The organism is Flagellimonas sp. B-3 (assembly GCF_056857835.1).
In genome coordinates, this window is record NZ_JBSXNW010000022.1 from 228,775 (window position 1) to 246,318 (window position 17,544).

The window sequence follows — 17,544 nt, forward strand, 5'->3', positions numbered from 1 at the left end:
CCCGGTTGAACTATTCCCATCCCAACATCAAATATTTAATTTTGGCATTGTCCGGTATTTGTACCGCTTCAATATCCGAAGTTGAGTAGCGTAAACTCTCAGGCAACTCTTCCTTGTCAATGGTAAAATAAAGATTGCTACCTTTTGGAAAAACCACAATACTGTTTAAGGTCGTCACAATTTTTTTGATATCGTATTTGTTCTGGATATCCTTAAAAGTGCTTTGAAGCCCAATTCCTTTTTCTGATACATATCTGGAATCCAATATTCTAACATTCTGAACAGTAGGAATGCTATCAGCATTTGGGGTCAGGGTCAGAAGATGTTTGCCCCCTTTTTCAAACACTTCGATTTTTTTGGCGGATGTACCCAAGTTGATTCGGGCTGTGTCTCCAACAACGGAATCTTTTACAAAGGTGCTTTCCAATTCACCGACCTTGGTGGTCTGGGTCAAAGGGCCAACACTGGTTTCCGTAATCAAGAATGTGGTATCTTTTTGGCAAGAATGAATTAATGCAACCCCGAAAAACAGGGCAATTGCTCGGCTTGTCTTTTTCATATATATTATCGAATCACTTTTTTTAATACTCCTAAAACACCCCTGATGAATGTAGCACTGGTCAAAACTTTAACCACAGGATTCATTCGGGTGCTTCTTCTGCTGGAAGACCTTCGGGATGTTGATTTTTCCTCTTTTTCGGCTTCTATTTCGGCTCTTTCAATCTTTTCGGAGAGGATTTCGTAGGCACTTTCACGGTCTATCTCCTCATTGTATTTTTTAATTAATTTGGACTGGCCCAGTACATCTTTTATCTCATTATCGTTCAAAATATCCATGCGGCTCATCGGCGCTCGCATCATTGTTGCTGCCAATGGCATTGGGCGTCCTTTTTCGTCCAAGGCGGATACCAAAGCCTCTCCAGTCCCCAATGAAGTAAGCACTTGGGCGGTATCATAAAATTCGGAAATTGGGTAATTCTGTGCCGTAAGCTTTATCGCCTTTCGGTCTTTGGCGGTAAAGGCGCGGAGCGCATGCTGAACTTTCAAGCCCAACTGCGCTAAAACGTCGTCCGGTACATCGGTTGGGTTTTGGGTTACAAAATAAAGCCCGATTCCCTTGGAGCGAATTAGTTTCACAATACTTTCAATCTGGTCCAAAAGTGCTTTGCTGGCATTGTCAAAAATCAGGTGGGCTTCATCTATGAACAGCACCAATTCAGGTCTGTCGCTGTCCCCTTGTTCGGGAAAAGTGGAGTAGATTTCAGCCAAAAGACTCAACATAAAGGTCGAGAAGAGTTTTGGACGGTCTTGGATATCTGTCAAACGGATAATGTTCACATAGCCACGACCGTTTTCGTCAATTCGGACCAAATCTTCCACATCAAAGGATTTTTCCCCAAAAAAGAGGTCGGCACCTTGCTGCTCCAGTTCAATAATTTTTCTCAAAATGGTTCCTGTGGAACTGGTTGAAATACGACCGTACTCTTTTCGGAACTCCTCTTTCCCTTCGCCAGTGGCATACTGCAGTACTTTTTTAAAATCCTTGAGGTCAAGGAGTGGCAGCTTGTTGTCATCACAATATTTGAATATTACGGCAACAATACCTTCTTGGGTAACGCTCAGGTCCAAGATTCTGGAAAGCAGCACAGGCCCAAACTCCGATACCGTGGCCCGCAAGCGAACACCGTGCTGTTCAGAAAGTGACATGATTTCCACGGGAAACCCCTTGGCTTCAAACGGAAGGCCTATTTTTTCTTGACGCTCATCAATTTTTGGATGTCCAGGGCTGGGCTTGGCAATGCCACTAAGGTCGCCTTTAAGGTCCATGAGCAATACGGGAATCCCTTTATCGGATAGGTTTTCGGCCAGTACTTGTAGCGATTTTGTCTTTCCGGTTCCCGTTGCCCCTGCAATTAGGCCGTGGCGATTCATCATTTTTAAGGGAACCTTAATGTAAGCGTTGGTCATGGTTTCGCCATCCAACATTCCGGCACCCAAGGTTATGTAATCGCCCTTAGTGGTGTAGCCTTGTTCTATGTGTTCAAAGAATTCTTCTTTGCTGCCCATCCTGTTCAATTTCCGATAAAAATAGGGTAATTTTAAGCAAAACTAAAAATGAGATTATGAAACCTTTCCACTATGCAATATTGTCTATTTTGATGAGCGGGGCAATGGCCACTTCCTATGCACAAGAAACCACCGAGATTATTTTCCATAAGTCGCATGAGCCCAAAAAACAAAACGCTCCTTTTAGTGATGTGGTACAGGCTGGCAATATGTACTTTTTGGCTGGCCAGATAGGGATGGACCATACGACTCGCACGCTTGTTAAAGGCGGGGTCAAAGCAGAAACTGAACAGGCCATTAAAAATATTGAGGCCGTTTTGGTGCAGTATGATATGACCTTGGACCATGTGGTAAAATGCACCGTGATTTTGGCCGATATTGATGATTTTGCGGCCTTTAATGAAATTTATACCCAATATTTCACCAAAAAACCAGCAAGAACCACCTTTGCAGCTAAAGGCATTGCAGCCAACGGTAGCATAGAAATTGATGTTATTGCCGTAAAATAGGGCCAAACCATAGAAGTGAATTATCTTTGCACCATGATGGAAGAAAACGTGATGGATTTGGTGGAAAAGGGCTTGATGCTGCCCCTGATGGAAGAATTTTATACCATTCAAGGGGAAGGTTACCATAAAGGTACGGCTGCTTATTTTATAAGAATCGGCGGCTGCGATGTGGGTTGCCATTGGTGCGATGTTAAGGAAAGTTGGAATGCCGAAACACATCCCCCAACACCTATTGATAGTATTATAGCCAATGCAGAAAAATATTCGGATACCATAGTAATTACTGGAGGTGAGCCGCTTACTTGGGATATGGGGCCACTAACTGAAGGTCTCAAGGCCAAAAACATGAAGATTCATATCGAAACCTCTGGAGCTTACCCTTTGACAGGTGTTTGGGATTGGATTTGTCTATCTCCCAAAAAAAACAAACTTCCCGTGGGCGATATTTATAAAAAAGCCCACGAGCTTAAGGTAATTATTTACAACAAGCACGATTTTATTTTTGCCGAGGAACAAGCTGCGCAAGTAAGTGATGATTGCATACTCTACCTACAACCCGAATGGAGCGTTCGTGACAAAATGGTTCCGCAAATTGTGGATTATGTAATGAAGCATCCGAAATGGAGAGTTTCCCTACAGACCCATAAGTATTTGAATATTCCTTAAGCTAAAAGGTTAGCGCCCCCCATATTTCTGAAGGTCCAAAATACATTCGGGACCCAAATCTGGAATGGTAGCCAAGCCTTTGGAAGCATTTTTTTCCATTTGTTTAAGCAAAGAAGACCCAAATTCCAGTTCCGAGCGCATTAAACAGCCATCCACATTGCAATGATTGTCGGATTCGGGATCTTCGTGCTCGTTCACGGATTGGGTTGACAAATTAACCAGACCGAATAAATGGCCGAACTCATGCAAGAGCGTGGCAGTCTCAACCTCTTCAGTACTTACTGATGTGCTGCTGTTGGCTATTTTTTTTACGGTAGATTCGTAAATAACCATGGAAGTATTGCGATACACAGCTCCTAAGGTTACTAGTCCTTCACTATCATCGTCGCTGTCGGCAGGGGCATCGGCAAAGTAAATATAAATGGCCAATGTTGAGCCATCGTTATACTCGTCCCTGTTTTCATTTTCAAGGTCAACAACTTCTTCAAGGGTCAATGTTTCTTCATCCGGAGAGGATAGTGCAGTATATTTAAGCTCAATGTTTTCTTTGTGGGTGTCCGTCCTTAAAAACTCCTCAAAATTGGCAATGGCTCCAGCGGTGGGGGCAAAACCGGTGACATAATCAATTTCAATCAAAAGTTTGTCAAAAGTATCATTGGATAACAAGTTTCTAGCAGAAGCCCCTGTGGACAGGCGATTTCCAGATTTGTCAATGTTAATGGTGGAATCCGCTGATGAGATATCCGAATCCTTGGAACAGCTTATCAGTAATCCAAAACTACATAAAGCGTAAAGCGCAATTTTTTTCATAACAAGTCAATATGTACTAAAACGTTCCGCATCGGAAACTATTATTTCTTTAATGTGAGCTTAGCCAAATAGTCGAAATGCTCACCAGAAATTACAAGTTCGCAATCCAATCCATTGGATTCGCTAGCGTTTTGCAAGGTATCGAAATCTACGTAAACCCAATCAAATGCTTTGCCTTTTTGGCCTTTATATTCCATTTCAAAAACTACTTCGCCATAATAGGTTCCATCATTGGGAATCCAGTAACCACCATCTTCATCCTGTTCAAACATGTAAACAATATCGCTGGAATCCAACAGAATCTGTCCGTTGGGCTGCAATAATGAGGCCAAATGCAGTAGAAAACGGCTTAAATTGTTCAGTTTGCCTGCCAATCCAATGCCATTCATAAGTAGAAGCAAGGTATCGTAACGTTCATTGGCATAATCCAAAACATCACTCACAACTGTTGAACGGATGCCTCTTTCCTTGCAAACGGCAATGCATCCTTCGGAATTGTCCAAGGCGGTGACATCAAATCCTTTGTTTTGTAGATAAAGGGCATGACTTCCAGCACCGGCACCAATGTCCAAGACTTTTCCACGAGCTAATTGAAGTGCTTTTTGTTCAATTTTGGGCATTTCATCAAACTCTCGGAACAAATAGGGAACGGGTATCACATCTTCTTCATCTAAAGATGAATACGTTTTAATGTCCTCCGTATAGTCCCCTTTTTGATAATCCAATAGGGCCCTTCCAAAAACATCTGCCATGTTTCGCATTTATTTTACAAAGGTGTGATTTTAATTGTTTGGAAAGCCTTAAAATGGATAAGTTTGTGTTATGGATGAAATACTCAGTGATTTACCACAAAGGGCCAAGGAGAAACATTCTGAGAACAAAAAGTTTTTTGCCAAGTTAAAAAAGCGTCCTCCCAAAGACCTGGATTATACCATGCAAGAACTGCACGAAGCGGAATTTGAGCGCACGGATTGCCTAACATGTGCCAATTGCTGTAAAACTACGGGCCCACTTTTCACCAATGCTGATATTAACAGGATTTCTAAGCATTTTAGAATGAAACCCTCCCAGTTTATAGATGAATATTTAAGGGTTGATGAAGAAAACGACTATGTGCTTCAAGCTGTTCCTTGTACTTTTTTAGGGGCCGATAATTACTGTTCTATTTACGATGTTCGACCTAAAGCCTGCCGCGAATTTCCGCATACGGATAGGAAAAAGTTCCAACAGATAACCAACCTTACCTTAAAAAATGTAGCAATTTGTCCCGCAGCTTATAATATTGTGGAGGAGATGAAAAAATCCATAAAATTTTAATGATTTGCTATATTTGAAGGAATGGAGCAACTGATTTCTTATTTCGAGAACATTCCCTCTTGGCACCGCAGCCTGATTTTGGTGGGCGGAATCACTTTTTTCTGGATTTTGGAAGGTGTGGTACCACTTTTCAATGTTCCCTATAAAAAATGGCGACATTCCGTTCCCAACTTCTTTTTTACGTTGACCACAATTATCGTGAATTTTCCGCTGGCATTTTTGTTGTTAAAATCATCGGATTGGGCGGTGGAAAACCAATTTGGTATCATTAACTGGCTTCCAGAGATGCCTTTGTGGCTTTATGTTTTGCTCGGGGTGATGCTTTTGGATTTGATAGGTGCTTATGCGGCCCATTGGGTAGAACACAAAGTAAAACCTTTGTGGATGGTTCATTTAGTACACCATTCCGATCACAATGTGGATACCACGACCGCCAACAGGCACCATCCATTGGAAAGTTTGATTCGGTATGCATTTACTTTGGCGGGTGTTATACTTGTAGGCGCGCCCATTGGTATCATTATGTTGTATCAAAGTTTATCCGTGGTGTTCTCACAGTTCAATCACGCTAATATTCGTTTGCCAAAAAGGGTGGACAATGCGATCAGTTGGATAATCGTAAGCCCTGATATGCACAAAGTGCACCATCATTATCAGTTACCTTATACCGATTCCAACTACGGAAACATTTTCTCCATTTGGGACAGACTATTTGGCACGTACATGTCGATGGACGTAAAAGATATTGTTTACGGAGTGGATACCTTTCCCGATGAAAAGGAAAACAGCAGCATTAAAGGTTTGCTAAAACAACCATTTCACAAATACCGTAGACCGACCACGGAAAATCAAGAAATCATTTCGGACTGAGATGCTGAAACCAGTTCAACATGACGATGAAAAGTCATTTCGGAATGAGATGCTTTGCATCGATTGAGAAAACTTTACTTTTTAAGACATCTCGACTGCCTGCCCGTCCGGCAGGCGGGCGCTCGATGTGACAAATGCAGTATTCGAGAAAATTCGTGCAATTCGTGTCAAGACCTTTTACCCTTTTATCGGATAACGGACTACCCCTTCGACTGCACTAGGGCACCAGCTCGATTCGACAGACGCCTTATTTGTGCTAATTCGTGCAATTTTTATCAGATTCTAAATCAATCATAAATCAAATACTTCGCTCGTATTTTTTTAAAGTTTTCCAGATCCGCTTGCCAAGTGGCCTTGATTTCTTCGTTGGTCATACCTTTCTCAATCTGTTTTTGAAGTAGGGGAGTGCCCGCGTGTTTGGTGAAACCGCTCGTTAAAAAGAATTTGGACTTGTCCAAGGTGTTGTTGTAGGCATCAATGATCCATTCCATCGTCACTTTGTTCATTCTGGGGGTTTTGGACAGGTCTCGACCATAACAGGTCTTGCCCTCCTCTTTAGGATATTTAGAGCCAAAATTGGGTTCGGGCACATAACTGAAATCATAGGCTGTGCTGTCCATAAAAGAAGCCCCATAACGTTGAAATTGGAACTCGGTGCCACGTCCCGCATTCACATTGGTGCCTTCAAACAAGCCCAAGCTCGGGTACAGCGTAATTGATTTGTCGTTCGGCAGGTTAGGGGAGGGTCTAATAGGCAAATGATATTCGGATTCGTGCGTATAGTTTTCCAATTCCACAACGGTTAAATCAGCTTTGTTGCCATTTTTCAACCATCCTTCGCCGTTGAGCATTTTTGCGTATTCGCCCATCGTCATCCCGTAGACCAACGGAATCGTGTTCATCCCCAAATAGCTGGTATGCTCTTTCATCATGGTAGGGCCATCTACATAGTGCCCGTTGGGATTGGGTCTGTCCAAAACAATAATGGGTATGTCATTTTCGGCACAGGCTTCCATCACCAGTTGCAACGAGGCAATAAATGTATAGAATCGAACCCCCACATCCTGAATATCAAAAACAACGACATCCAAATTGCTCAGCTGTTCTTTGGAAGGTTTACGGTTTTTGCCGTAAAGGGAGATTATGGGCAGGCCAGTTTGGGTGTCCACACCATCTTTAACATGTTCCCCCGCATCTGCCGTACCCCTAAAACCGTGTTCGGGGGCAAAAACTTGCTTCACATCAACACCAGAGGAAAGTAGGGAGTCCACCAAATGTGTATGCCCTTTTTCGTTAAAAACAACACTTGTTGGGTTGGCAACTACACCTACTGCCTTACCTTTTAAAAGCGGGAGATAAACTTCGGTACGATTAGCTGCTACTTTAATGGGAGCAGGTGCTTCGGTTGAGGGTTCTGAAGCAGAAAAGGCCTCTTTTTGTTGTCCCTTGCATGATGAAAAGACCAAAAACAACAATAAAACTGTACTTTTGATTTTAGATAAAATGGGCATTCGTTGAATTTAGAGTTATTTATTGCCAAACGCCTTGTTACAGGGAAGGAACATAAAATTAGTATTTCCGCCCCGATAATAAAAATTGCAATCGCTGCAATCGCAATCGGTGTGGTAATGATGCTTATTGCCATTGCAACGGGTGTCGGCCTAAAAAATAAAATTCGTGAAAAGGTCGCCGCATTCAATGGCCATATCCAAATTTCCAATTTCGACAACAACAATTCCGAAGTCTCCCTGATGCCGGTTTCCATAAATCAAGATTTTTATCCTGAGTTTAAGAATGTAGAAGGCGTAAAGCACGTACAGGCAGTGGCCACCAAAGGTGGAATTATCCGAACGGCCGATACTTTTGAGGGCATGTTGGCCAAAGGCGTGGGAACCGATTACGATTGGAGCACCTTTAAAGAATATCTGGTCGAGGGCAGATTGCCCGATTATGGCGGTAAACTGAACGAGGAGGTGCTCATATCCAGTTTAATGGCCAATAGATTACGGTTAAAAGTTGGCGATACCTTCTTTTCCTTTTTTCTTCGGGATGGTGATGCCTCCAAAATGCCCAACAATAGGAGGTTTAAGATTGTCGGTATTTATGATAGCGGTTTTGAGGAGTTTGACGAAACTTATGTGTTTGTGGATATTCGCCACATTCAACGGATGAACAAATGGAAAGAAAACCAGATTGGCAATTTTGAGGTTTTTCTCGATGATTTTGACCAATTGGAAGAAAAAAGCAACGAGATCTACGGTAAAACGGTATCCGTTTTGGATACCCAAAACATCAGAAGTAAATATTACCGAATTTTTGAATGGATAGGCCTTTTTGATTTTAATATTGCCCTGATCATTGGCATTATGATCATTGTTGGCGGTATCAACATGATCACAGCTTTGCTGGTCTTGATTCTAGAACGTACCCAAATGATAGGAATTTTAAAAGCACTGGGGTCCGCCAATTGGAGCATCCGGAAAGTCTTTTTGTACAACGCTGCCTATTTGATCGCCATCGGGCTTTTTTGGGGCAACCTCATAGGTCTGGGACTCATTTTTCTTCAGAATAAGTACCGTATGTTCAAATTTCCGAACCCCGAGGAATATTACATCGACTACATTCCCGTGCACATGGATATGCCGACCATCTTGCTTTTGAACATCGGGGTGATGTTGCTTTGTTTATTGATGCTTTTGGTGCCATCGTACATCATCACTAAAATAACACCGGTAAAAGCCATTCAATTCGAATAGAAGCCGTTTTCCCGTGTGGGCTTTTCAATCTAAATTGATAACTTGTAAAACAAAATAACCCACCATGACATTTAAATATTATTCCACCTTATTTGCTTTGCTTTTAACTGCATCCATAACTGCACAAAAACTTTCCAGAACCGAAAAAAAGATTGTTTCGACCATTGAAAAAAATAATTCCGATGCAATTGATTTTTTGGAAAGGGTAGTGAACATAAATAGCGGTACCCTTAATGCCGAAGGCGTTAAAAAAGTGGGTATGGTTTTTAAAGATGCCTTTGACAATATCGGATTTGAGACCAAGTGGATAGAAATGCCAGCCGAAATGAACCGCTCAGGTCACTTATTTGCCGAAACCTCTGGCTCAAAAGGAAAAAAGCTGCTGCTTATTGGTCATTTGGATACCGTTTTTGAGGAAGACAGTCCGTTTCAAACTTTTGAAATGGTTAACGACAGTATTGCCCATGCCCCGGGTGGCAACGATATGAAGGGCGGCGATGTAATTGTACTGTATGCCCTAAAAGCATTATCGGACAATGGTCTGTTGGATGATGCACAGATTATTGTAGCCTTTACTGGGGACGAAGAGAGTACAGGTAAGCCTTTGTCCATCAGTAGAAAAGATTTGATTGATGCCGCAAAGCGAAGCGATGTAGCCTTGGGATTTGAAACCTCCACGGGCTTCAACTATGCCACTGTTGCTAGAAGAGGATCCTCGGGATGGGCAGTTGAGGTTGAGGGTAAACGTGCACATTCCTCTGGTGTTTTTAGTGAAAATACAGGAGCAGGTGCCATTTTTGAAATGTCCCGAATCCTACATCAATTTTACACTGATGTAAAAGGGGAGGACTTGCTAACCTTTAATCCAGGTGTACTGCTTGGTGGAACTTTTGTGAATTATGATGAACTGACCAGCAAGGGTGATGCCTTCGGAAAGACCAATGTGGTTGCTCAAAAAGCTGTGGTTAAAGGTGGACTTCGATTTATATCCGAAGGGCAAAAAGAACGTGCTAGAGCCAAAATGAGGGAAATCGCAGCCAATAATCTTCCACAGACTTCAGCAAGTATTAGTTTTACCGATAGCTACCCTGCCATGGGTCCTACAGAAGGAAATCGTGCATTGTTGAGCACACTTAATGATGTAAGTTTGGATCTAAAACAAGGTGAAGTCTTGGCCTATGACCCTGGCAAAAGAGGTGCTGCCGATATCTCTTTTGTTGCCAATTATGTGGATGGCTTGGACGGATTGGGCACTATGGGCTCTGGAGCACATACCCCTCAGGAAACCGTTAACTTGAATACCATTGAAGCGTTGACAAAACGTACTGCCATTTTGATTTACCGATTGATAAACACCAAATAATGGTAACACTACAAACAACTACTTCCGTAGTAAAGATTGATGCGGGGGAACTTGTGGGCTATGAAGTAAACGGACACGAATTTATTCACCAAAAAGGAAGCCCGGGGTGGGGCAGCACCGATACTGAAATGTTCCCTATAATCGGTCCGGTAAACGAGTCTGATTTTCATGTAAAAACACCAAAAGGGGATGCAATTCAAGACCAACATGGACTTTTGCGACAAATGGAGTACAATTTGGAGCACCAAACCGATACTTCTGCCGTTTTTGTAAAGCAATACCAATCGGGAACCGAAGTTTCCAATTCAAAATTTCCGGAAAAATCCACCGAAGCAGTTTTATCATGGCCTTACGATTTTAGGTTCGAGAAATCCTTCTTATTGACCGATGATGGATTGGAAATTCATTTTAAAATCTATGGAGAAAAGGGAATGCCTTTTATGTTAGGGTATCATCCTGCTTTTAAATTACATTCAAAATCGCCAATGATTGTGGCCAAGGGACAAGAAATTACGTTGGATGAGGTTTTGGAAGTTGGGAGTCGGGCGCTTCAAGTGGCAGATTGCGCTTCCATCACACTTAAAGATGAGAAACAAATCACCATTGAAACCGAAGGTTTTGGAAATTTTATGTGCTGGACAGAGGTGCGGAATATGGTCTGTATTGAACCCATATCGTTTTACCCCTATGCCGTAAATCAAACCGAATTGCACAAAGGATTTCAAAAACTGAATGATTCGGCTCGTTTTAAAGTGACTTTGAAGCCAGAAGCATAGCTTAAGGCTAAGATTGCTTTAATGGACAAGTATTTGGCTCTTGTCGTGCTTCAAAAAATATTGGGTAAGAATACTTTCGGTTTCCACGGTATGTTTTTGTGGAGTGATAAAGGCCTCAACATCATCTATGGTTGAAATTTGAATATCGGTATCAATAAAACCAAAACCTTTGTAAATAACATCCGCAATCAAAACCACGGCACTTTCGTTTTCATCCCTGCCTTTTTCCTTGATGATTCGAACCTCCGAAGTCAATAGTTTCATGTTCGCAATCGCTTCTTCAACCTTTTGGTTGTAATCTTCGGCATTTTCATCGCCCGTACAAATACCTCCGCAGGAATTTATCTCATGATGGGAACAAGCCGCGTTGGTCTGTTGTAAATGGCAATACCTTGGGCAGAGCGAAAAACTTTTGCACACTTCTTCCAAATATGCTCGGCACTCTGTTTGGTTATGAATCACTTTTAATGGGTTGGGAACCCCTTTAATGGTATTGTAGGCAAGGTGCATTATTCCGTTTCTGTCCTCGTAGGCAAAAATGGCATATTGTCTCCCTGTTCTTTTTTGGGCACGGTTGTATGGTGGGAACAATCTTTTTATTTCTGCGGATTCCATCAAAAGGGCCACCAATTCGCTGCCAGCCAACTTAAAGTCAATATTGGCCGTTTCGCTGCACATTTGGATTTCTTTGCGGCTCTTGTCGTAAAAATGTCCCAACACCCTTTTTTTTAAGTTGATGGCCTTTCCCACATAAATAATTTCCCCTTTTTGGTTCATAAAATAATAGATGCCGGGTTTTTGGGGAATCTTGTCAAAAACGGATTTGGGCAGATGGGGCGGAAGGGTGGCTTCTTGACTTCGGGCATTCAAAAACTTTTTAAAAACCACTTCCGATTCAGGTTTTCTCAAAAGCTTTTCAAACAAAAGCACTGTAGCATGCGCATCTCCCCGAGCACGGTGGCGATCCACCAAGGGAATTTGGACCGCAGAACACAACTTTCCCAGACTGTAAGAACGTAGACCGGGAATCAACTTACGGGATAAACGTACCGTACAGAGCTTTTTACGAGTAAAATCAATGCCGATTTGTCGAAACTCTTCTTTGATCACACCATAATCAAAATTAACGGAGTGGGCCACAAAAATGCAACCCTCCGTAATAAATTTTACAGTATCTGCAATTTCCGGGAAGGTAGGTGCATTTTGCACCATTTGGTCGTCAATTCCTGTAAGTCCGGTTATAAAATAGGGAATGGGACATTGAGGGTTTACCAGTGAAGTGAATTCATCCACGACTTGGTTACCATCATATTTAAAAATAGAGATTTCGGTGATCTTATTTCCCTTGATTCCGTTACCTGTGGTTTCTATGTCAATTATGGTGTACAAAGTCTAAAAAATTGGCTTTTAAAGTTAGGGTTTTATCTGCACTTAATTTGAGTTGGTGGAATGATGTGTTTCTTTTTTGGGATAGGATTATATGGAAGGTAAAAAGGGTGTCTTTCCAATTTTTAATAATAACAACCCCTTAGAAACAAGTGTGTAAATTATACTTAATATAGGTGTATTGATAGGATTAAGTCGATTATGATAAAGAAAATAGCCTTGATTGGTCAATATAATATCAAAACCGGATAATATTTCCAGAAATCTTCTGATACATAAGTTTACATTTACAAGTGTGAAATTAACGCTTATTAATCTTTAATAAAACATTAACGATGTTGAGCAATGGTTTTTTACTTGGAGAATTAACTAAACAAATTAAAATGTATTATGAAATTGGCTAGCTTTTTATTTAAAGAATGTCTGGGAACCAATCGTTTAAAAAAACAGATTGTTTTGTCCTTGCTCTGCGTTTTCATGGCGCAAGCTGGGTTTTCCCAACAGACGGTTACGGGTAGCATTACAGATGAGCAGGGGATACCTATTGCAGGTGTATCGGTATTGGAAAAGAATACCACCAATGGTACTGCCAGCGATTTTGATGGAAATTATGAGATTACAACTTCGCAATCCGATGCAGTATTGGTGTTTTCTTATTTAGGTTTTGTGAGCCAAGAAATACCGGCACAAGGAAAATCTACCATAAATGTGGTGCTTAAAGAGGATTTAGAGCAACTTTCCGAAGTGGTGGTAATCGGTTATGGTACGCAAAAACGTGCCGATGTGACCAGTTCGGTGGCAACGGTAAAATCGGAGGATTTTGTGCAGGGTAACGTAAAGGATGCCGCACAGCTTATTCAAGGTAAAGTTGCGGGTCTGTCCGTTTCGGCTCCCTCTGGCGACCCGACCGAAGGCACACAGATTAATTTAAGGGGTACATCTTCAATTTTGGGTGGAACCAACCCCTTGGTTTTGGTCGATGGGGTTCCGGGGAGTTTAAATACCGTGGCACCCGAGGATATCGAATCCATTGATGTACTTAAAGATGGTTCCGCTACGGCAATATACGGTACCCGGGGCACTAATGGCGTGATTATCATCACAACAAAGAAAGGAACAAATGACATGAAATCGACCATTGAGTATAATGGGTACGCTTCACTTTCTACCATAGCCAACCGAATGAACTTTTTGGATGCAGGTGAACTAAGACAAAAATTTGAAGAGGGATACACCTTTAATGGGGCCAATCTTCAAGATTTTGGTGCAAATACAGATTGGGTTGATGAGATTACCCGAGATGCCTTTAGCCAAGTACACAACCTTATTTTCAGGGGAGGGAACTCAACTTCCAATATGACAGCTTCATTGAACTATCGAGATATAGAAGGTATTTTTCAGAAATCGGACAATAAAAAACACACAGCCAGAGTAAGTGTAAACCACGCGATGTTCGATAACCGATTAAAGGCCAATGTTGGGGTGATTTTAAGCGAACAAACATATAATGCCCTTGGTGACGGTGAAAGCTTTAACCCATACATATACAGACAGGCCATTATTAGGAACCCTACTGAGCCGGTATACAATGAAGATGGAAGCTGGTACGAAAGAGATGTATATTTCTACGATAACCCAGTTGCGTATATTGAAGAGACCATAGGCCAGAACAGGTATAGAAACACAAGGTTTGACTTTTCTTTAAGCTATGATTTTGGTGATAATGTTACGGTTAAAGGATTGTACACCCGTAAAGGAAACTCCAATATAAGAGGGTTTTACCAAACCAAAGACCACGTGTCCACCACAAAAAACGGACAAGAAGGGTTTGCTTCTAGAGGTACCGATGATTATGTGGGCAACTACGGTCAGTTTACCGTGGATTACGACAATAGCTTCGGAAAACACAAAGTAACAGGTTTGGTAGGTTACAATTATGAAGATAATACCAACGAAGGCTTTTGGGCCACAAACCGACGTTTTCCAACAGATGGCTTTACTTATAACAACCTTGGTAGCGGACAAGGACTTCAATTGGGTGAGGCCGGAATGGGCAGCTACAAGAATTCCGATAAATTGATTGCGTTCTTCTCTAGGGTCACTTATAATTATGATGATCGCTATTTGTTAATGGCCAGTTTGCGCCGTGAAGGTTCCTCTCGATTTGGTGAGGATTATAAATGGGGTAATTTCCCAGGTGTGTCAGTGGGATGGCGTGTAAACCAAGAATCCTTTGCGGAAAATTGGGATTGGCTTTCCAACCTAAAGTTAAGGACTGGCTTTGGGGTTACAGGAATCAATGCAGGTTCCAATTATCAATCATTGAGCGGACTTACCTACGGGGATTATTTCTTGAATAACGGACAATGGGTAAGGCAACTGATACCTTCACGTAATGCCAATCCAAATTTACGTTGGGAGAAAAAGGAAGAGTTTAACCTAGGATTGGACTTTGGTGTTCTTGATGGACGAATCAATGGATCTGTTGATTATTATAACAGAACCACAAAGGATGCATTGTTCAATTATAGTGTGCCAACACCTCCATACTTTTTCGGTACCATTGCCGCCAACGTTGCGCAAATCAAGAATACCGGTCTAGAGTTTTTATTGAATGTAACTCCGTTCCAAACAGATAATTTTCAGTGGACCGCTAACTTGACATATTCTACAAACACCAACGAAATCATGTCGCTTTCCAATGATGAATTCCAGTTGACCAATGATTTCTTTGATGAAGGTTATACCGGAGAGCCTATCCAAATAAGTACGCACCGTGTGCAAGAAGGCCAACCGATCGGTAATTTTTATGGACTTAAAAGTGTAGACATTAACGATGACGGTATTTGGGTCATAGAAAGACCTGATGGATCTTTGGTTCCAGCCACCGAAGCCACTAATGATGACAGGCAGGTATTGGGTAACGGACTGCCAAAGGCATATTACAGTTGGAACAATACGGTAAGGTACAAGAACTGGGATTTAATGGTCAATTTAAGAGGCGCCTTGGACTATCAGATATTGAATTTCTCCCGTATGTTCTATGAAAACCCTACAATAAGCTACAATACCTTGGATTCTGCTTACGATATGGTTTACGGCAAAGCCGTATTGCAAGATGTGCAGCGATTTGTGAGTTATTATGTAGAAGATGGGGACTTCTTGAAGATAGACAATGTTACCTTGGGCTACACCTTGCCAAAAGATGCCATTAAGTTTGCCCAGAGCTTCCGCATTTACGCATCAGGTCTAAACTTGGCTACCATAACAGGGTATAAGGGGATAGACCCTGAAGTGAACAGAAATGGATTGTCCCCTGGTAATGATGAGAGGGATAAATATCCTTCCATCAGGACATTTACATTGGGTATCAACTTCACATTCTAAAAAAATAAGATTATGAAAAATATAATAAACAAAGTGATTTCACTTAAAATAAAATTATTGACACTCCTTGTCGGCTTAGTACTGCTGCCAATCGGGTGTACCGACCTGGAAGAGGAAGTATACTCGGAAGTAACCGAGTCTTCGTTCACGCCATCCGAGTCGGATATAATTTCGGTAATGGCCTCGGCCTACACACCCATGCGTTTTGTAATGGGATGGCAAGGATATTTTGATCTACAGGAAGAACCTGGCGATATGTTTGTAACCCCAACAAGACCCAACGGATGGGATGATGGAGGTACCTACAAGCGGATGCATTTCCACGAATGGACAGAGACCCAATGGCAGCCAAGAAACACATGGATTAGCTGTTTCAACGGAATCAATAGTGCCAACAGGGTAATACTTCAGATAGAATCGGGAGAACTTCCCGTTAGTGAGGAGCAAGCAGCATCCATCGTTGCCGAAATGAGGGCGTTGAGGGCACTGTATTACTCCATGTTGGTAGATACCCATGGAAATGTGCCAATTATTGCAAGTTATAGTGATGAGCTTCCGGAACAAAGTAGCCGTACAGAGGTATACAACTTTATAGTATCTGAATTGACCGAGGTTATACCCAGTTTAACAGAAACCGTTGATCAATCTACATACGGACGTATGACCAAATGGGCCGCTTATCACGTATTGGCCAGAGTATATCTCAATGCCGAAGTGTACACCGGAACCCCACAATGGAGCAAGGTCATAGAAGCTTGTAACGAAATCATCAACAGCAATGCATTTGAATTGTCGCCTAGTTATTCCGACATTTTCAAAACAGATAATGAAACCAATCCAGAAATGGTGTTTGCCATACCCTATGATCAAATTTTTGCGGGACAATGGAGTGCTCACATGAAAATGCTTTTGCCCGATCACCGATTGGTTTTTGATATGCAGGCCCAACCTTGGGGAGGGTCTAGCTGTAACCCACAGTTTATAGATAGTTATGATCCAAACGACAACCGTTTGGAGGATACTTGGTTGATGGGAGACCAATTGAATGCATCGGATGGTAGTGTGGTAATGACCTTGAGAAAAGAAATGCCAAGTATTTATGATTGTGATTTTACCGATGGTTTCCGATGTGGAAAATATGAGATAGAATCAGGAGCAACAGGAGGACTAAGTGTTGATTTTCCCTTCTTGCGATATACCGATGTGCTCATGATGAAGGCCGAAGCACTCCTTAGAACCAACAAGAGCGATGAAGCAGCAGCCATTGTAACCGAAGTGCGTATGCGTTCCTTTGAGGACCCTGCCCAAGCAACAGTTACCGGAGCTGAATTGGAAGGTGATACCACAGTGGAGTACGGTACTTTGGCCGAAGATGGAACCATTGATGATCCAGGAGACCAGTCAGCAGTGCCTTATGGACGCTTTTTGGATGAGTTGGGATGGGAATTTGCCGCAGAGGCCAGAAGAAGGACAGACTTGATCCGATTTGGGGTGTTCCAGACCAAGAACTGGTATAACCACACCCCCCAAGGAAACCATACCATCCTGTTCCCAATAGGATTGGAAGAGAGGAATACCAATACCAATCTAAGTCAGAATCCTGGGTATTAAATTAAAAATACGATTCAAGCATATTC

General features: G+C 42.0%; 15 protein-coding genes. 9 read left to right on the top strand and 6 right to left on the bottom strand.

Annotation, left to right across the window (positions count from 1 at the left end; translation table 11 throughout):
- Nucleotides 1-10 precede the first annotated feature (10 nt).
- Complete coding sequence (locus AC13CS_RS11045) at nucleotides 11-559, bottom strand: hypothetical protein (RefSeq protein WP_293167545.1); 549 nt, start codon at nucleotides 557-559, stop codon at nucleotides 11-13.
- A 5-nt stretch (nucleotides 560-564) separates the two neighbouring features.
- Nucleotides 565-2,067 (bottom strand): helicase HerA-like domain-containing protein, encoded by a 1,503-nt coding sequence (locus tag AC13CS_RS11050; protein ID WP_293167543.1) that lies wholly within the window; start codon nucleotides 2,065-2,067, stop codon nucleotides 565-567.
- A 56-nt stretch (nucleotides 2,068-2,123) separates the two neighbouring features.
- Here AC13CS_RS11050 and AC13CS_RS11055 point away from each other — a divergent pair, with 56 nt between their 5' ends.
- Nucleotides 2,124-2,576 (top strand): Rid family detoxifying hydrolase, encoded by a 453-nt coding sequence (locus AC13CS_RS11055; RefSeq protein WP_293167541.1) that lies wholly within the window; start codon nucleotides 2,124-2,126, stop codon nucleotides 2,574-2,576.
- 33 nt (nucleotides 2,577-2,609) lie between these two features.
- Nucleotides 2,610-3,242 carry a 7-carboxy-7-deazaguanine synthase QueE gene (locus AC13CS_RS11060; protein WP_293167960.1) on the top strand — a complete coding sequence of 211 codons (633 nt, stop codon included), beginning with the start codon at nucleotides 2,610-2,612 and terminating at the stop codon, nucleotides 3,240-3,242.
- A 9-nt stretch (nucleotides 3,243-3,251) separates the two neighbouring features.
- Here AC13CS_RS11060 and AC13CS_RS11065 read toward each other — a convergent pair whose 3' ends face one another.
- Entirely contained in the window at nucleotides 3,252-4,052 is an 801-nt protein-coding gene (locus AC13CS_RS11065; protein ID WP_293167539.1) for a hypothetical protein, read from the bottom strand.
- A gap of 41 nt (nucleotides 4,053-4,093) precedes the next feature.
- The gene (locus tag AC13CS_RS11070; RefSeq protein WP_163626104.1) at nucleotides 4,094-4,804 is read right to left on the bottom strand and encodes a class I SAM-dependent methyltransferase; all 711 of its coding nucleotides are present in this window, start codon (nucleotides 4,802-4,804) and stop codon (nucleotides 4,094-4,096) included.
- Between the two features lie 70 nt (nucleotides 4,805-4,874).
- Here AC13CS_RS11070 and AC13CS_RS11075 point away from each other — a divergent pair, with 70 nt between their 5' ends.
- On the top strand, nucleotides 4,875-5,369 hold the full coding sequence (locus AC13CS_RS11075; RefSeq protein WP_293167536.1) for a YkgJ family cysteine cluster protein: 495 nt from the start codon (nucleotides 4,875-4,877) through the stop codon (nucleotides 5,367-5,369).
- Nucleotides 5,370-5,390: 21 nt separating this feature from the next.
- The gene (locus AC13CS_RS11080; RefSeq protein ID WP_293167534.1) at nucleotides 5,391-6,239 is read left to right on the top strand and encodes a sterol desaturase family protein; all 849 of its coding nucleotides are present in this window, start codon (nucleotides 5,391-5,393) and stop codon (nucleotides 6,237-6,239) included.
- Nucleotides 6,240-6,526: 287 nt separating this feature from the next.
- Here AC13CS_RS11080 and AC13CS_RS11085 read toward each other — a convergent pair whose 3' ends face one another.
- Nucleotides 6,527-7,750, bottom strand: coding sequence for a DUF1343 domain-containing protein (locus AC13CS_RS11085; protein ID WP_293167532.1), 1,224 nt, complete (start codon nucleotides 7,748-7,750; stop codon nucleotides 6,527-6,529).
- A gap of 3 nt (nucleotides 7,751-7,753) precedes the next feature.
- On the opposite strand from AC13CS_RS11085, the gene AC13CS_RS11090 reads away from it, so the two are divergent.
- The 3 genes from AC13CS_RS11090 to AC13CS_RS11100 all read left to right on the top strand — a co-directional run bounded on the left by AC13CS_RS11090 (nucleotide 7,754) and on the right by AC13CS_RS11100 (nucleotide 11,134).
- Nucleotides 7,754-8,995 carry an FtsX-like permease family protein gene (locus AC13CS_RS11090; protein ID WP_293167530.1) on the top strand — a complete coding sequence of 414 codons (1,242 nt, stop codon included), beginning with the start codon at nucleotides 7,754-7,756 and terminating at the stop codon, nucleotides 8,993-8,995.
- A 64-nt stretch (nucleotides 8,996-9,059) separates the two neighbouring features.
- Nucleotides 9,060-10,358: a M20/M25/M40 family metallo-hydrolase gene (locus tag AC13CS_RS11095; protein ID WP_293167528.1), complete on the top strand. Its 1,299-nt coding sequence runs from the start codon at nucleotides 9,060-9,062 to the stop codon at nucleotides 10,356-10,358.
- Nucleotides 10,358-11,134: an aldose epimerase family protein gene (locus AC13CS_RS11100; protein ID WP_293167526.1), complete on the top strand. Its 777-nt coding sequence runs from the start codon at nucleotides 10,358-10,360 to the stop codon at nucleotides 11,132-11,134. Before AC13CS_RS11095 ends, AC13CS_RS11100 begins: the two co-directional genes overlap by 1 nt.
- An 18-nt stretch (nucleotides 11,135-11,152) precedes the next feature.
- Here the strand turns inward: AC13CS_RS11100 and AC13CS_RS11105 are convergent, their stop codons facing one another.
- On the bottom strand, nucleotides 11,153-12,523 hold the full coding sequence (locus tag AC13CS_RS11105; protein WP_293167524.1) for an exonuclease domain-containing protein: 1,371 nt from the start codon (nucleotides 12,521-12,523) through the stop codon (nucleotides 11,153-11,155).
- Between the two features lie 387 nt (nucleotides 12,524-12,910).
- Between AC13CS_RS11105 and AC13CS_RS11110 the strand changes: the two genes are divergently transcribed.
- Both AC13CS_RS11110 and AC13CS_RS11115 read left to right on the top strand, forming a co-directional pair.
- A complete protein-coding gene (locus tag AC13CS_RS11110) occupies nucleotides 12,911-15,907 on the top strand; it encodes a SusC/RagA family TonB-linked outer membrane protein (protein WP_293167522.1) in 2,997 nt (998 codons plus the stop codon).
- A 12-nt stretch (nucleotides 15,908-15,919) separates the two neighbouring features.
- Complete coding sequence (locus tag AC13CS_RS11115; protein WP_293167520.1) at nucleotides 15,920-17,518, top strand: RagB/SusD family nutrient uptake outer membrane protein; 1,599 nt, start codon at nucleotides 15,920-15,922, stop codon at nucleotides 17,516-17,518.
- Nucleotides 17,519-17,544 lie beyond the last annotated feature (26 nt).

Coding starts and splice junctions, on each gene's coding strand:
- AC13CS_RS11045 (WP_293167545.1), bottom strand. CDS start 559: ATGAAAAAGACAAGCCGAGCAATTGCCCTGTTTTTCGGGGTTGCATTA.
- AC13CS_RS11050 (WP_293167543.1), bottom strand. CDS start 2,067: ATGGGCAGCAAAGAAGAATTCTTTGAACACATAGAACAAGGCTACACC.
- AC13CS_RS11055 (WP_293167541.1), top strand. CDS start 2,124: ATGAAACCTTTCCACTATGCAATATTGTCTATTTTGATGAGCGGGGCA.
- AC13CS_RS11060 (WP_293167960.1), top strand. CDS start 2,610: ATGATGGAAGAAAACGTGATGGATTTGGTGGAAAAGGGCTTGATGCTG.
- AC13CS_RS11065 (WP_293167539.1), bottom strand. CDS start 4,052: ATGAAAAAAATTGCGCTTTACGCTTTATGTAGTTTTGGATTACTGATA.
- AC13CS_RS11070 (WP_163626104.1), bottom strand. CDS start 4,804: ATGGCAGATGTTTTTGGAAGGGCCCTATTGGATTATCAAAAAGGGGAC.
- AC13CS_RS11075 (WP_293167536.1), top strand. CDS start 4,875: ATGGATGAAATACTCAGTGATTTACCACAAAGGGCCAAGGAGAAACAT.
- AC13CS_RS11080 (WP_293167534.1), top strand. CDS start 5,391: ATGGAGCAACTGATTTCTTATTTCGAGAACATTCCCTCTTGGCACCGC.
- AC13CS_RS11085 (WP_293167532.1), bottom strand. CDS start 7,750: ATGCCCATTTTATCTAAAATCAAAAGTACAGTTTTATTGTTGTTTTTG.
- AC13CS_RS11095 (WP_293167528.1), top strand. CDS start 9,060: ATGACATTTAAATATTATTCCACCTTATTTGCTTTGCTTTTAACTGCA.
- AC13CS_RS11100 (WP_293167526.1), top strand. CDS start 10,358: ATGGTAACACTACAAACAACTACTTCCGTAGTAAAGATTGATGCGGGG.
- AC13CS_RS11110 (WP_293167522.1), top strand. CDS start 12,911: ATGAAATTGGCTAGCTTTTTATTTAAAGAATGTCTGGGAACCAATCGT.
- AC13CS_RS11115 (WP_293167520.1), top strand. CDS start 15,920: ATGAAAAATATAATAAACAAAGTGATTTCACTTAAAATAAAATTATTG.